The sequence below is a fragment of the Enterococcus sp. AZ179 genome (assembly GCF_050498885.1).
GTDB lineage: Bacteria > Bacillota > Bacilli > Lactobacillales > Enterococcaceae > Enterococcus_D > Enterococcus_D entomosocium.
Genome location: NZ_JBMHEO010000001.1, coordinates 694,391 through 709,091, shown reverse-complemented (window position 1 = coordinate 709,091; position 14,701 = coordinate 694,391). Strand labels below are relative to the sequence as shown.

Sequence of the window (14,701 nt, the reverse complement as noted above, 5' to 3'; positions counted from 1 at the left end):
ATGCGAACAACGATTCGCGATGTGGCAAAGGCAGCCGGTGTATCAATAGCGACTGTATCCAAAGTTTTTAACGGGTATAGTGATATCAACCAACAAACCAAGCAAGAAATTTTAAAAATAGCGAAAGAATTAGACTATTCCCCAAACATGGCAGCAAGGACACTGTCTTCGAAGAAACAACAAACCATCGCCTTGATTTTAAATGAGTTGAATTTCAACCGAAAATCAACGATGCCTTTGGAAGTGTTGAATGGGGTCTATCGTTATACGGATCAGTCAGATTTTGAGTTTGTCTTTTATGGGACAAGTACTGAGAAACAAAAGCAAAAGACGTTTAGTCAGTTCTGCAATGAGCACAATATCACTGGTGTAGTGATCCAAGGGTTAAAAACCACCGATCCTTACTACCAGGAAGTACAGCAAACCTCTTTGCCGACAGTTCTGATTGATATGGAAATCGACAATCCTAAGATCGGCTTGGTTTCGATTGACAATGAAAAAGCGGCGCAAGAAGCTGTGGATTTTTTGATTGCCAATAATCATCGACAAATTGGCATGATCAACGGGAGTCGTGATGCCAATGTCAGTGAACTTAGAGAAAAAGGCTACCGCGCTTCTTTGGCAGCGCATGGCTTGTTAGTGAATGAGTCGTATATCCAGTACGCCAACTATGAAGAAGAAATTGCCTATTTGATTTGTAAAAATCTGTTAGAAAACAATCAAGAAATCACTGCACTGTTCTGTGCTAGTGATATTATGGCAATCGGAGCGATACGAGGAATCAAAGACATGGGCTTGCGGGTTCCTGAAGATATTTCGGTCATCGGGTTCGATGATATTATTTTGGCTAGCTACGTAACGCCTGAATTAACAACCGTTGCCCAAGATATGGAACGAATCGGTTATGAAGCAGCTGAATTACTAGCAGACATCATCACCAATCAAGCAGAAACGAGCCATCGAAAAATTAGTCCCCATCAATTAAAAGTGCGACAGTCGGTAGAGAAAATCAGCGAGGTTCGCTAAATAAAAAAGACATGACCTTCATTGAGTGAAGATCATGTCTTTTTTTGTGGAGAAGAAAACTCAAACAAATTGGTCGGTCATATGTGGCAACAACAAAGTGAAAGTCACGACCATTCGTTTTTTTGATAAGAAGCAAAGCACAAGGCAAGCAACTTCTTGTAGAAATTTCCCTTAATGAAAGGGAAGATATACCTATGGAGGTTGCTTGGGTTTGACTCTAAACTAGTAAGCGAGGGAGAGAGAGATGGAAAAATTAAGCCTATTGTTGTTAAGAACACTTTCGGAGCATGACGGTTTTATGACGAGTAAAGCGGCTGCTGCCGAGTTGGGTGTTAGCAGAAAAACCGTTCGCCGTTATGCAGAAGAAATCAACCAGCATCAAGAACGATACGGTTGTATGATTCAAGCGAAAAAAGGGAGTGGGTTGTATTTACAAATAACGAACGAAGAAGCTTTTCAGCGAAGGAAAGAACAAGCGTCCCACAATGACGACTTTGTTTCTAGAATTATTGAATTCTTTATTCAAGAAGAAACGTATATTAAATCCGAAATGCTTTGCGAACGCTTATTCATTTCTCAGAGTAAGCTATCTCAAGAATTGAAAAAGCTGCGACGGATACTAAGCCATTACCAGCTCTCCATTCAAACGAAGCCGTATTACGGAATGAAACTTAGCGGTAGCGAATTTGACTTGAGACGGTTTATGGCTAGTAATTATTTGCAAAGAACCCATATCAAGCAGTTAGAAGAGGGCACAATCAGCGAAGATACACCGTCGCTTCTTCACCAGCAGATAAAAGCGATCGTTTCGACGGAGTTTTCGCAAAAAGCCTACCCCATGTCGGAGGCTATTTTGAACAATCTGGTGAATCATTTAGCGATCGCTGTCTTACGCATGCAAAGCGGCCGCTACTTAGATCGAAACCTACCGATCAGCGGCAGGACCAATGATGAGCAGACATTACTAGGAGAGCGAATCATCGCCAGAATTGAAAAAGAGTGTGCTGTACATTTTACCGAATACGAGCGAAATTATGTTTTAGGGCAAATCGTTGGCAAACGAGTAGTCCCTAGAAATGAAAAGATGACTGTTTCAGATGAAGCAGCAGAATTGGTCAGCAAAATTTTAAAAGCGATCAAGGAAAGCCGCCAAATCGATTTCAGCAAAGACTTGGATCTGCAAACGATGTTGATGTTGCACTTTGCTCCGCTGATCGATCGGATCGAATTGGGGATCGAGCTGAAAAATCCTTTGTTGAATGAGGTGAAGGTACACTGTAATGTCGCTTATGATTTAGCCATCATTGCCGGTCAAGTCATTGCAAAGCAATTTGAAAAGACCATCAGTGATCATGAACTCAGCTATTTGGCGATGCACTTTGATGTGGCTTTAAATAAGAAAAATTCGCAAACACAGCGCAAGTATATTTTAGTGGTCAATGACCTCGGCCGAGCGGCCAATACCTTCCTTAAAGAGAAATTTGAGTTTTATTTTCGCAATTATATCAAGAAAGTCACGGTATGCAATCAATATGAATTTTTGCAAATGATCGAAGAGCAGGAGTTCGATTTTATCTTTTCTTCGATTCCACTTCCTTTCGAAGGAACGATTCCTGTTATGAGTGTTGATTATTTTATGCAACCGGATATGATCAAAAAGATCGAAGCCGCATTGGCCGCTGTCTTCACAGAAGAAGTGCTTTTGAACTACTTTAAGGAATCGTTATTCATCTGTGAACAAGAATTTGAAACAAAAGAAGCGGTGTTGCATTTTTTATGCCAACAAATCAAAGAACAGTATTCAATGCCTGAGAATTTTGAAACGTTGGTTTTTGAACGAGAAGCCTTTTTTGGAACCGATTTCTTACCGTCAGTCGCTTTCCCTCATCCCAATGCGCTGATTGGTGCAGAAACGGTGATTGCCGTTGCAAACTTGAAAAAGCCAGTGTTCTGGTGCAAACAGACGGTTCGTCTCGTTTTCTTATTAGTGATTGCTGAACAAGATCACTTAAAAGTGAAACCGCTGAATGATCATTTGATCAAACAATGTTCTTCGTTGGATAAAGTAAACAAACTAGCTGCGACAACGGACTTTATGACGTTCATTAATTATTTAAAGGAGTAGTGTATGACAAATGAAAAAGTAACCTTAGAAGGTGCGTATAATTTTCGCGATTTTGGCGGCTATCGGACCAAAGAGGGCAAATACGTAGTGACTGGAAAACTATACCGCTCAGACGAATTGAGCAAATTGACAGAAGCTGATCAGAAAAAATTAGCAGCTCTGGGAATTGAGAAAATTATTGACTACCGCAATGCCCAAGAAAGAGCAGACAATGAAGACAAACCCATTGGGAATGCTCAGGTGCTTTATTTGACACCGATTGCTGATATTGCTACTTTAGCTTCTTCAGAAGAAGGGGAGCCAATGGCGCTTTCTGCAGAAAAAATCACCGCCGAAGTTGCAAAAGAATTGATGATTCGGCAAAATTATGAATTTGTTGAAAACAGTCAATGCAAGACCGTTTTTAAAGAAGTATTGGCCATTCATTTGGAAGCTGAAGGTGCAGTGGTTCAGCACTGTCGTGGTGGCAAAGACCGCACCGGGTATGGGGTTGCCCTGATTCAGTTACTGTTGGGTGTCAGTTATGAAGAGGTCATGGAAGATTACCTGCTGACCAACGAGTACAAAAGGGAGAAAAATACCAAGAGTCTCAAGCAGATACAAGAAGAAACGAACAACCCCGATTTTGTGGCAGCAATGCGATACTTCAAAGAAGCTGATCGGTGTTTTTTACAAACCGCTTTGGATTTGATTGAGGCTCATGGGGGGATTGAAACGTATGTAAAAGAAGAACTGGGTTTTTCACAGCAGAAAATCCAGCTGCTTAAAGATAAATACTTGCGGGATTAAGTGAAGGAGGACCTTATGAATACACTGAAAGATAAAATACTAGCTGCAGCCGTTCAAGTACAAAACAATATTTATATGAAAGCCATTGCCAATGCAATGATGGGCTTAATGCCCGTCATGATGATCAGTTCCATTGCTTCCTTGATCAATGCGATCGACATTGGGGCAACGCAACAGATAATGGAACAAATTGGTGTGAAAGCATTATTAACCCAAGTCAACGCGATGACGATCGATGTCGTTTCCGTTTATGTCGCCTTTCTAGTTGGCTATAAATTAGCCGAGCATTTAAATGCGGATCAACTAAATGCCGGTATCATGAGTTTGGTATCATTTTTGATCTTGAGTCCGATTTCGACTTTAGAAGAAACCCGTACGATGGAGTTGTCGACCCTTGGCTCCGGTGGGATGTTTGTCGCCATGTTTGGCGGATTGTTGGGTGCCAGAATTTACATTTTATGTGTACAGAAGAATTTGATGATCAAAATGCCGGATTCGGTACCGCCGATCGTCAACAAATCCTTTGCAGCGATCGTGCCAGCAATTATTGTTTCAGCCATTATGGGCATCATTTACGTGGGTATGGCGGCAACTCCTTACGGCACACTGACAGATATGATCTATACTTGGGTACAAGCTCCATTGACCTTATTAGGAGCGAATATTTTTGCTTGTATGATCATTGTGGCGTTTATCGAATTTCTTTGGTTCTTTGGCATTCACGGAGTGTTGGCTGTTTATCCGATCTTGATGTTGGTCTTTTACCAACCAGGGCTTGATAATCTGGCGGCGTACAGTGCCGGCCAAGCATTACCACATCTGTTTACGATTGGGTTTATTTTGAACAATCGCGGGGCTCGTTCATTTGCAGTCGCTTTACTGGCTATTTTTGGCTGCAAATCAGAGCAACTAAAAGCTGTTGGTAAAATTGGATTGATCCCTTCCATGTTTGGTATTTCTGAGCCAATCAAATTTGGGATTCCTCAGGTGATGAATATCAGAATGCTGCTTCCCTTGATGTTAACACCGGCTGTTTCCGTGTTGTCAGCATATCTCTTAACAATTGTCGGCTTTTTGCCTTATCACAATGGAGTCAATATCCCGACTGGCTTTCCGATTATTTTCGGTGGCTTCTTAGTGAATGGCTGGCAAGGGATCATTGCACAATTGATTCAATTTGTCTTATGTGTCATCATCTACATCCCTTTTATGCGTCTGCAAGACAAAGCAGCACTAGCTGAAGAAAAGAATCTGCAAACCCAAGCGGCAGTCGTTGAGTAACAAATAACGAGAAAATGGAGGAAAAATGATGAAAAAAATAGTGTTAGTTTGCGCTGGCGGCATGTCTACTGGCATCTTAGTAAATAATATGAAGAAAGCAGCGCAAGAAAAAGGAGAAGCGGTGGCGATCGATGCGTTCTCCATTGAATCGGTCACGACTGCAGCAAAAGATGCTGATTGCGTACTGTTAGGACCGCAAGTTTCTTACCGATTAAATGAAGTCCAAGGCTTAGTTGCTTGTCCAGCAGCCAGTATCGACATGCGCACCTATGGCATGATGGATGGAAAAAAAGCATTGGAACAAGCACTTGAACTAATAGGAGAGTAGAATGGAAGAAAAAGAACAAATTTGTTTTCAGATTATCTCGCAAGCGGGTATGGCAAGAAGTTGCTTTTTTGAAAGTATTCAAAAAGGAAGAGAAGCCCAGAATCTGGCTGCACTGCAAGCAATCGAAAAAGGAAAAGAACACTATCATGAAGCCCATTTGGCACATCGGAAGTTAGTTCAACAAGAAGCTCAAGGGGACAAAGTTTGGATGTCCTTACTATTAAGTCATGCGGAAGATCTTTTGATGAGCGCAGACATCATGAGTGAGCTTGCAAAAGAGTTTCAAGGGTTGTATGAAGAAATTCAGGCAATTAAGCAAATGATTCAGTCTACTGGCTCCTAGCCGAAAATCGCAATAAGAAAAAGAAACGAAGTGTCAGTCTTTTGACAATACACTTGGTTTCTTTTTGCTTAAATTTGGCACGCAAGTTGACAGGATTGCTTGAAAGTGTAGGATAGAAGAAAGATGGAACTTTAAATCAAGGCAAGGAGTCGGACGATGAAAGTTTTAAAATCCCATACCGCACTTTTGATCATCAGCAATACGATCACGATCATCCCGTATCTTTATTTCTTATCTTTGAGCAAAGAGCAGTCGCTAAGTGCAGCATTAGCCTTTGCGCTCTTTTATACCTTTCGCATGACAGGGGTCTTTTTCTTACAGACGCTTACGGCGCTTTTTGCACCATCATTGTTAGCAGCCAGTGTCTTGATCGGCGGCGCCGGCGCATTGGTAGGTATCTTGAGCACTTGGTGGAGCGCTGCACTCTTGCCAGCTGCTGGTTTGTTGGGGATCAGTGCTTCTTGGTTGCCGCCAGCTGACCTGATGGTACGCCAAAAAGCCAAGCTCACTGAACAGCCGCTGAAAAATGATTGGAAGGAGGCGCTGTTCTTTCTTTTCGTTTTATTGTTTGCCTTACGGTTGCCTGATGACCTTCGAGGCATTGGTCTATTTGGCAGTTATCTTGCACTCTTTGTGCTGGCGGCTAAGAGTAGTCAAACCTTCAAAAACCTACCGAAAAGACCGCTGATGCAGCGCAACCAGTTATTCAACAAGCAATTTTTGTTGTATTTCTTTTTCTTTCTCTTACTGTTTGGCTTGCGAGCAGCCAGGCTGATCAAGTCGAATGCCCTCTTTGAGTGGGCGATCACTGGTTTCTTGTTTCTCTTTGCTTTGCTGCTGATCACTTTAACGAAACGCAGTAAGTCGTGGAAACAGCCACTTCATCTAAATGTGCTCACCTTCATTCGTGGGGTGATCGGAAACTTTCTTTTTCTTTTCGGCTCGGTGTATGTTACCGGTCGACTTGGAGCACAAGCGCTAAGCACGCACGTTTACTTACCATATGCACTGGGCCTTTTTGGCGCGATGTTTCTCGGAGGAAAACTCGCTCATCGTTTAGAAAAACAGCTGGTACCAACATATTTACTTGGGCTGATGGCAGGTGTTCTTCTGTTCAGCAGCGACACACTGATCCCAATAAGTTTATTCGTCATTAGCTTCTTTAATGCGGGATTGAATCAATGGCTTACGAAACAGTATTTGGCGGCAAAACCGGAAGCAATTGAGCAGCAGAGTTTAGCCAAGTATGCCACACAAAACAAAGGGAGTCTGGTACATCAATTTCTTTTGATGACACTCCTGTTCGTCATTCTTCGTTTTGAACATCAGCCGCTGGCTTTCTTGTTTCAGCTATCAGGAACGACGGCAACGAATCAGACCTCAAGGATCCAAAGCTTTTTAGAGCCAGCAAAATGGGGCTCGATTGCAGGAGTACTCTGTTTGCTAGTAGGCGGACTGGTGGTATTTCGTAGGAATCGTAAAGAAAAATGATGGAGAAATGATTTGGAGTTGATTCGGTGTAATCGACAAAGAGAATGTTAAGTAGTTTTGTATCAACTAGAAAAAAAGATGAAACCAATTATAGGGAATAAAGTCTAAGAAAGAATAATGAACGGTAACTTGAATCGACAAATGATAGCATATATGCTATCATTTGTGTATGGACAAACCTAAGTTTGAGTTTTATGAGCGACCAAATGGACACAATGAATTTATTGAGTTTTTTGAACAGTTACCTGAGAAAGACCAGAAAAAAATGTTAGCAGTCATTGCGAATGTGGAAGAACATGGAATACTGATCGCTCAAAAAATGAAATGGGTGAAAAAACTGGGAGATAACCTATTTGAGCTGAGATCAGGAATTGGAGGAAACATTCAAAGAGCTTTATATTTTCATTGGCTAGGTTCTAAATTCATTATTACCCATGGTTTCACCAAAAAAACGCAGAAGACGCCAATTCAAGAAATAGCAAAAGCGATAGAGATCCGAAAAGAATTTGAGGAGGAGATCAAAGATGCCAACAGTTAAATTCAATGATTTTTTAAAAGAAAAAATGAAAGATACTGAATTCAAAGCTGAATATGAAGCTGAAAAAGCGAAACTTGCTAGTGCTGTAGCATTGATGAAAGCGCGAGAAAGTGCAGGACTCACACAAAGAGAACTTGCAGAGCTCGCCGCTGTTCCTCAGTCAACCATTGCACGTATTGAGAGAGGGGATAATACAAGTTTCGAAACATTATCCAAACTTGCTTCCGCCCTCGGAAAAACCCTGACCGTTAGTCTAGTTTAGGTAACGCCTTAGTTATAGATAAACCAAGCGAATATTCTCAAAAAGCAGACACTGTCTTATTTCTAGACGGTGTCTTTTTTTGAAATCGCATAAAAACCGAACGTTCAGCGTTTTATCTTCCTTTATGATAGTGAATTTTATTGCACTATTTTCGAATAGCGTTAAAATAAGAACATCGTGTTAGTGAAAAAGGAACATTAAATGAACGGCTTTTTCCTGACAATGTCTTAGAGAACGGGGGAAATCAAACAAATGGCAACCATTCACTATTTTAAAGGAGATGTTTTCCATACGCCAACTGATGGAAAACTAGAATATATAGAAGAAGCTTTGATTCAAGTCGATGACGCAGGGATCATCGTAAAAGTGACTGCTAAAACAGATCAAGGGTATGAGTCAGAGCTGGCGAAAGCATCAGAGAATCTGCAGGCATTATCTGCAGGCCAGTGTTTTTTACCTGGGTTTGTTGATCTGCATGTCCATGCACCGCAATGGCCGCAAGCAGGGATCGCGTTAGATGAACCGTTAAATGTCTGGTTAGATGAATGCACGTTTCCGCTGGAGGCAAAATATGCCGATCCAGCATTTGCCAAAGCTGTCTATCAGGATTTGGTGGCACAGTTGTTGGCAAGAGGAACGACAACGGTTCTTTATTTTGCAACGATCCATCTAGAAGCGAGCCTTCAATTGGCGAAGATTTGTGCCGCTCTTGGTCAACGGGGATTAGTCGGAAAAGTCGTTATGGACGATCCTCAAGCCAATCCTGCTTTTTATCGGGACGCATCAACAGAAGAGGCATTAGCGGATACAGAACGTTTTATTCAAGAAGTACAAGCAATCGCAAAGACCGCACCTCAAGGCGTTTATCCTGTGGTTACTCCGCGATTTGTCCCGAGCTGTACCGATGAAGGCTTGGCAGGGTTAGGCGCATTGGCTCAAAAATATGATGTCCATGTTCAGACCCACTGCAGTGAAGGGCAATGGGAACATGACTTTGTTCAAGAGCGATTTGGCAAAACGGATACCGAAGTGCTGCAAGATTTCGGCTTGTTGCGAGAAAAAGCAGTGATGGCTCATGGCAATTTCATCAGCCCAGCTGACGGCGCCCGTTTTGTCGAAAGCGGCGCCGCAGTTGCGCACTGTCCCATCTCAAATGCCTACTTTGCCAATGGTGTGATCCCAATCAAGCGCTTGAAAGAGCAAGGGGTCACGATTGGTTTAGGAACGGATATCTCCGGCGGTTTTTCACCGAGTTTGTATGACAACATCAAACAAGCTGTGATGTCTTCGAGAATGTTAGAAGATGGCGTGGATGTCACGCTTCCTCAAAACACACGAGGAGTAGCCGATTCTCGTATATCCGTGATCGATGCGTTCTCATTGGCGACAAAAGGCGGCGGTGAGGCACTGAAATTACCAGTAGGTGTCATCAAAGAAGGTTATGCGTTTGATGTGCAAGTGATCGATACGCGACAAAAAGAAAATCCTTTGCCTGACTTCGGTGTGTTCACCTCACCCGAAGCAAGATTACAAAAAATCCTGTACTTAGCAACGATGCAAAATATTCGCCAAGTCTGGGTCCAAGGAAAAAAAGTACACGAAAAACGAGGAGAATGAGACAGTGGAATCAACGAAAAATAAACATTTAACGATCGGAATGAATGAAGACATTCCCTTTGGTCAAGCAGTACTTTTAGGGTTGCAGCATGTGTTGGCAATGGACGTGTATGTGCCGCCATTTATTATCGCAACGGCGGTGGCGATGTCCTCTTCAGATGCATCAGGTTTGATCCAATCGACCTTTTTAGGAGCAGGGATCGCTTCTTTGATCCAAGTCCTCTTTTTCTTGAAATTACCCGTATGTCAAGGGCCATCCTTTGTCCCCGTTGGAGCGATCATCGGTATTTATTTTGGTGCCAACGGCATGGACACGGTGTTAGGAGCCAGCATCGTTGGTGCCGCAGCAGTCATTTTACTAGGTTTTACGGGCATTTATAAGTATATCGTTCGTCATTTTATTCCTACGATCGTCAGTGGAACGATCATTATGATCGTTGGGTTGACATTGCTGCCAACGGCCTTTACCAGCAATATCTATCCTGCCACTGAAACACTAAGTGCCAATCAAAACATGTTGTTGGCTGCGATTACTGCGGCGATTTTGATTTTGTTTTCCATGTTAGGTGATTATTTTCCGGGAATGGGAAAATACTTCCGAATCAGTTCGGTCATTATTGCTTTGGTTATCGGTACCGTGATTGCTTCCTTTATGGGGGGCGTTGATTTTCAGTCGGTGGCGGATGCTTCTTTCTTTAGTCTGCCAAAACTGGTATTTCTAAACTATGGCCTGCACTTTGATGTTTCAGCGATCTTAACGATGCTAGTGATCTATATGGTGCTCCTAGCAGAAACAACAGGTACTTGGTATGCGGTCAGTTCCGTGACAGAAGAACCTGTTACGGATGAACAGATCAATAAAGGCGTGATCGGCGAAGGATTAGGCTGCTTGGTTGCCGCCTTAGTAGGAACGACCCCTGTGACTGGTTATTCTACCAATGCAGGGATCATTTCGATCACTGGGGTTGCTAGTAAAAAAGTCTTTGTGATGGCATCCGTCTGGTTTATCCTATTGTCCTTTATGGGAAAACTTTCAGCCTTGATTCACGCAGTACCTTCTGCTGTCATCGGCGGCGTGTTCGCGGTCGTCTGTGTCATTATTTTGTTGAGCGGCTTTCGGGTCATTAAGAATGAAGAGTTTTCCGAGCGTGAGTTGTATATTATCGGGGTACCGTTGATTATTGCCATCGGCTTGTTGTTTATGCCAGCAGAAATCAAAGAATCTGCGCCTCAATTCTTACAATATTTATTAGATTCACCGATTGCTTTAAGCGCTATTGCGGCGATCGTCATGAATAAATTGATCCCAGTGAAGAAAAAATAGGAAGTAAATGGGGAATGAGACCTTGTCTCGTTCCTTCTTTTGTTACAAGTCTGTGTAAAAAGAGGGTTTTTTGTAATATAGGAAAGGTTTTCTAAGGTTAACTGGTTTACCTGAAAACAAAATAACTGTAATGTTAAAAATTACAGCAGAGAAAAGCTTGATATGATAGTCTTTTTCAATTCTTACGAAACGTAAGGTAACTGTCGTTTTCGTAATCATCTGTAATGATTTCTTTACCTATGAAATATTCTTCGGTGTTAGACTTGTTTATGCGCTTGAGTCATCTCAAATGACGCAAAATGAGTTTCAAAGAAGGAGATTTAATTATATGAAGTCTTTAAAAACTGTTTTACTTAGTACAGCTGTCCTTGCCGGTTTCGGCCTTTTCTTAGGTGGGAAAGACGCCTTTGCAGACGAACAATACACTGTTCAATCTGGTGATACATTATCAACAATCGCTACTAACTTTTACGGTTATAGCTCTGATGATACGATCAGTGCGATCGTTGAAGCAAACGAGATTGCTGATAAAAACTTGATTTTTGTTGGGGAAGCATTGATCATCCCTACAGATGGCACTGCCACTTATACAGAATCTGCAAACACGACTGCTGCAGCAAGTGTACAACAACCAAGTGAACCAGCAGCTTCACAATCAAGCAACACACAATCTGCTGCTGCAAGCACACAAAGCAGCTCAAGCTACAGCTCTTCAGCTAGCGGCTCAGAAGCTTCAGCAAAAGAATGGATCGCAAACAAAGAATCTGGTGGTTCTTATACAGCGACAAACGGACAATACTATGGTCGTTACCAATTAACCAACTCTTACTTAAATGGTGACTATTCAGCTGCTAACCAAGAAAAGGTTGCTGATGAATATGTAGCATCACGTTATGGTTCTTGGTCTGCTGCCAAAGCATTCTGGGAAGCAAATGGTTGGTACTAAGATTCTAAAATGAATCTTGGCCATGATATCTAGTAATCAATTGCCCTTATTGGCGAGTACAACTTACTCGCTGATGAGGGCTTTTTTGTGTCTTCTGAGAAAGGTGAATGAATGTAACGCCGCTTACAGCTGCATGTAACGTCATTATCAGTCGACATGCCACTGATAAAAAATCCCTTTTTCCACGACAACCATGTATAATAGTAGGAAATAGAGCAGAAAGCGATTCAATCTGTCAAAATTGAGACAGAAAATGGCGATTTTGATAGCAGAAAGTGGGGGAAACACAATGAGTACATCGATTGAAGAAAAAATTGCAAAAAAAATGCAGCGATTTCAAGCATTTGGGGAAGGCTTGCCGGGAGCCAAAGTCTATTACCGCGAAGATTGGGATGCAATCTACTTTGATTTAGTAGGGAAACAGTTTGGGATCATGAGTCCGCAAGCAGAAGAAACAGCGTTTTTGACTTTGAAAAATCTGCCCGAGGTCAACGAAACGCTGCGAGAGCAATTTCCTGACGTCATCATTCCAGGGTATTATGCCAATAAGACCCATTGGAATACCATCAAGTTGGTATCTGATGCCTTGATGGATGAAAACATCGAACAAATGATTTTGGTTTCCTACGATCTAGTCAAACAAAAACTGACAAAAAAACAAAAAAGTGAGCTGGAAAACAGCGAATCGTAAGTCAAAGATTTAGCGACAGAAAATAAGGAAGACCCTATTGAGGATCATCATAATCCCTTTATCATTCATTATTTTCGCCAACATTTATGCAATATTTTCAAAGAGCTTTCATGAAAGCTCTTTTTGTTTTATTTGTTCGCTTGTTTCTAGCCGTAATCCATGGTAAATTGTTTTGCAACCGAAATTTTTTGGCAGTCTTTTCTGCTAAACACAAAGGAGTGGTACGTATATGGATCTGGTCTTACGCCATGTCAAAAAGTACAAAGCGGCAACCAGCATTGCCTTATTATCGGTCATTTTAATGGTCGTTGCTGCATTATGGCAGCCAAAGCTCTTGCAGCAAGTGCTAGAATCAATTATTACCGAAAACAATGATGAAATGAAAAAAATTGGTGTGCAGTTGATTGGGCTAGCATTGCTAGGCCTTGTTGCAGGGATCATCAACACGGTTTTTTCTGCGAAAGTGGCGCAAGGCGTTAGTGCCGATATTCGGGAAGAGATGTTTCGGAAAATCCAGACATTCTCATTTGGAAATATCGAAACCTTCTCAGCGGGAAATCTTGTGGTGCGCTTGACCAATGACATCACGCAAATTCAAAACTTAGTGATGATCTCGCTACAATCGTTGTTTCGGATCCCGTTCTTATTTATCGGTGCCTTCATTTTGGCGATGACAACCATGCCGCAACTGTGGTGGATCATCGTCTTACTGATTATCGCTGTCCTAGTGATTACGGCACTATCCTTTACACGGATGGGCAAACACTTTATGATCATCCAGAACTTGATCGACAAAATCAATGGGATTGCCAAAGAAAATTTGATGGGGATTCGTGTGGTGAAATCTTTTGTTCAAGAAGATAACCAACTGCAAGGCTTTTCTAAAGTCAGTGAAACGTTAACGAAGCATAATATTATTGTAGGAACCCTGTTCTCTGTAATGATCCCCTCCTTTATGCTGGCGGCCAACTTAGCAGTGGTCGGCGCGATTTTCTTTGTCAGTGATCTAGCGAAAGATGACCCAACCTTGATTGGGGGAATTGCCTCATTCATGAATTATTTGATGCAAATTATGATGGCGATCATTATCGGCGGCATGATGATGATGATGACTTCACGGGCTGCAGTTTCGCTAAAACGGATCAAAGAGATTCTAGATACCGAACCGGATCTGCAATACCAAGATGTCCCAGAACAAGAATTGTCTGGAAGTGTCGCTTTTGAAAACGTCAGCTTCCGTTACCCTGGGGATGAAAAAAATGCCCTAACGGCTATCAGTTTTACCATTAAACCTGGCGAAATGATTGGGATCGTAGGAGCGACTGGTGCCGGCAAATCAACACTGGCGCAACTGATTCCCCGTTTGTTTGACCCAACAGAAGGTGTCGTGCGGGTTGGCGGCATTGACTTGAAAGAAGTCAATGAACAAAGCTTGCGTAAAACGGTCGCTTTTGTCTTGCAAAAAGCGATCCTCTTTTCAGGAACGATTGCCCAAAACTTACGGCAAGGGAAAAAAGATGCCTCAGAGTCTGAGATGTCTCGCGCAACAGAAATCGCCCAAGCCAGCGAATTTATTCAAAAATTGACAGCGGGTTTTGAAGCGCCGGTCTCCGAGCGCAGCAGCAATTTTTCTGGAGGACAAAAGCAACGCTTATCGATTTCTCGAGGCGTGATCGGTGAACCGAAAATTTTGATTTTGGATGATAGTACGAGTGCATTAGATGCTCGTTCGGAAAAATTGGTTCGCGAAGCGTTTGAAAAACAATTAAAAGACACGACAACAATCATTATCGCGCAAAAGATTGCCTCTGTTGTGAAAGCCGACCGCATCTTCGTTTTAGATAATGGACGTTTGGTTGGTGAAGGAAGCCATGAATTTTTAGCCAATAACAATGCCATCTATCAAGAAATCTTCGCAACACAGAAAGGAGAGGAGTAAC

At 42.2% G+C, this 14,701-nt stretch carries 14 protein-coding genes; all 14 read left to right on the top strand.

Annotation, left to right across the window (positions count from 1 at the left end):
• The gene (locus IGI88_RS03430; RefSeq protein WP_005234088.1) at positions 1–1,026 is read left to right on the top strand and encodes a LacI family DNA-binding transcriptional regulator; all 1,026 of its coding nucleotides are present in this window, start codon (positions 1–3) and stop codon (positions 1,024–1,026) included.
• Positions 1,027–1,270: 244 nt separating this feature from the next.
• Positions 1,271–3,151, top strand: coding sequence for a BglG family transcription antiterminator (locus tag IGI88_RS03425; protein WP_429960207.1), 1,881 nt, complete (start codon positions 1,271–1,273; stop codon positions 3,149–3,151).
• Positions 3,152–3,154: 3 nt separating this feature from the next.
• On the top strand, positions 3,155–3,940 hold the full coding sequence (locus IGI88_RS03420) for a tyrosine-protein phosphatase (RefSeq protein ID WP_429960206.1): 786 nt from the start codon (positions 3,155–3,157) through the stop codon (positions 3,938–3,940).
• 15 nt (positions 3,941–3,955) lie between these two features.
• Positions 3,956–5,221, top strand: coding sequence for a PTS sugar transporter subunit IIC (locus IGI88_RS03415; protein ID WP_061053196.1), 1,266 nt, complete (start codon positions 3,956–3,958; stop codon positions 5,219–5,221).
• Positions 5,222–5,249: 28 nt separating this feature from the next.
• On the top strand, positions 5,250–5,549 hold the full coding sequence (locus IGI88_RS03410; protein WP_429947688.1) for a PTS sugar transporter subunit IIB: 300 nt from the start codon (positions 5,250–5,252) through the stop codon (positions 5,547–5,549).
• Between the two features lies 1 nt (position 5,550).
• Positions 5,551–5,892, top strand: a complete 342-nt coding sequence (locus IGI88_RS03405; protein WP_375838592.1) for a PTS lactose/cellobiose transporter subunit IIA — start codon at positions 5,551–5,553, stop codon at positions 5,890–5,892.
• Positions 5,893–6,048: 156 nt separating this feature from the next.
• The gene (locus IGI88_RS03400) at positions 6,049–7,383 is read left to right on the top strand and encodes a hypothetical protein (RefSeq protein WP_429960205.1); all 1,335 of its coding nucleotides are present in this window, start codon (positions 6,049–6,051) and stop codon (positions 7,381–7,383) included.
• A 169-nt stretch (positions 7,384–7,552) separates the two neighbouring features.
• Positions 7,553–7,921 (top strand): type II toxin-antitoxin system RelE/ParE family toxin, encoded by a 369-nt coding sequence (locus IGI88_RS03395; protein ID WP_060791427.1) that lies wholly within the window; start codon positions 7,553–7,555, stop codon positions 7,919–7,921.
• Positions 7,908–8,183, top strand: a complete 276-nt coding sequence (locus IGI88_RS03390; RefSeq protein ID WP_005228477.1) for a helix-turn-helix domain-containing protein — start codon at positions 7,908–7,910, stop codon at positions 8,181–8,183. The genes IGI88_RS03395 and IGI88_RS03390 overlap by 14 nt, the downstream gene beginning before the upstream one ends.
• Before the next feature lie 252 nt (positions 8,184–8,435).
• Positions 8,436–9,800: a guanine deaminase gene (gene guaD, locus IGI88_RS03385; protein WP_429960204.1), complete on the top strand. Its 1,365-nt coding sequence runs from the start codon at positions 8,436–8,438 to the stop codon at positions 9,798–9,800.
• 40 nt (positions 9,801–9,840) lie between these two features.
• Positions 9,841–11,124: a uracil-xanthine permease family protein gene (locus IGI88_RS03380; RefSeq protein ID WP_016612741.1), complete on the top strand. Its 1,284-nt coding sequence runs from the start codon at positions 9,841–9,843 to the stop codon at positions 11,122–11,124.
• A gap of 328 nt (positions 11,125–11,452) precedes the next feature.
• The gene (locus tag IGI88_RS03375; protein ID WP_034878363.1) at positions 11,453–12,070 is read left to right on the top strand and encodes a LysM peptidoglycan-binding domain-containing protein; all 618 of its coding nucleotides are present in this window, start codon (positions 11,453–11,455) and stop codon (positions 12,068–12,070) included.
• Positions 12,071–12,359: 289 nt separating this feature from the next.
• On the top strand, positions 12,360–12,761 hold the full coding sequence (locus IGI88_RS03370; RefSeq protein ID WP_034878364.1) for an MmcQ/YjbR family DNA-binding protein: 402 nt from the start codon (positions 12,360–12,362) through the stop codon (positions 12,759–12,761).
• Between the two features lie 229 nt (positions 12,762–12,990).
• The gene (locus IGI88_RS03365) at positions 12,991–14,700 is read left to right on the top strand and encodes an ABC transporter ATP-binding protein (protein WP_142437423.1); all 1,710 of its coding nucleotides are present in this window, start codon (positions 12,991–12,993) and stop codon (positions 14,698–14,700) included.
• Position 14,701 lies beyond the last annotated feature (1 nt).

Excerpts from the sequence above, each read along its gene's own strand:
- IGI88_RS03430 (WP_005234088.1), top strand. The coding sequence starts at position 1 with ATGCGAACAACGATTCGCGATGTGGCAAAGGCAGCCGGTGTATCAATA.
- IGI88_RS03375 (WP_034878363.1), top strand. The coding sequence starts at position 11,453 with ATGAAGTCTTTAAAAACTGTTTTACTTAGTACAGCTGTCCTTGCCGGT.
- IGI88_RS03410 (WP_429947688.1), top strand. The coding sequence starts at position 5,250 with ATGAAAAAAATAGTGTTAGTTTGCGCTGGCGGCATGTCTACTGGCATC.
- IGI88_RS03420 (WP_429960206.1), top strand. The coding sequence starts at position 3,155 with ATGACAAATGAAAAAGTAACCTTAGAAGGTGCGTATAATTTTCGCGAT.
- IGI88_RS03390 (WP_005228477.1), top strand. The coding sequence starts at position 7,908 with ATGCCAACAGTTAAATTCAATGATTTTTTAAAAGAAAAAATGAAAGAT.
- IGI88_RS03380 (WP_016612741.1), top strand. The coding sequence starts at position 9,841 with ATGAATGAAGACATTCCCTTTGGTCAAGCAGTACTTTTAGGGTTGCAG.
- IGI88_RS03365 (WP_142437423.1), top strand. The coding sequence starts at position 12,991 with ATGGATCTGGTCTTACGCCATGTCAAAAAGTACAAAGCGGCAACCAGC.
- IGI88_RS03370 (WP_034878364.1), top strand. The coding sequence starts at position 12,360 with ATGAGTACATCGATTGAAGAAAAAATTGCAAAAAAAATGCAGCGATTT.
- IGI88_RS03395 (WP_060791427.1), top strand. The coding sequence starts at position 7,553 with ATGGACAAACCTAAGTTTGAGTTTTATGAGCGACCAAATGGACACAAT.
- IGI88_RS03415 (WP_061053196.1), top strand. The coding sequence starts at position 3,956 with ATGAATACACTGAAAGATAAAATACTAGCTGCAGCCGTTCAAGTACAA.
- guaD (WP_429960204.1), top strand. The coding sequence starts at position 8,436 with ATGGCAACCATTCACTATTTTAAAGGAGATGTTTTCCATACGCCAACT.
- IGI88_RS03425 (WP_429960207.1), top strand. The coding sequence starts at position 1,271 with ATGGAAAAATTAAGCCTATTGTTGTTAAGAACACTTTCGGAGCATGAC.
- IGI88_RS03400 (WP_429960205.1), top strand. The coding sequence starts at position 6,049 with ATGAAAGTTTTAAAATCCCATACCGCACTTTTGATCATCAGCAATACG.
- IGI88_RS03405 (WP_375838592.1), top strand. The coding sequence starts at position 5,551 with ATGGAAGAAAAAGAACAAATTTGTTTTCAGATTATCTCGCAAGCGGGT.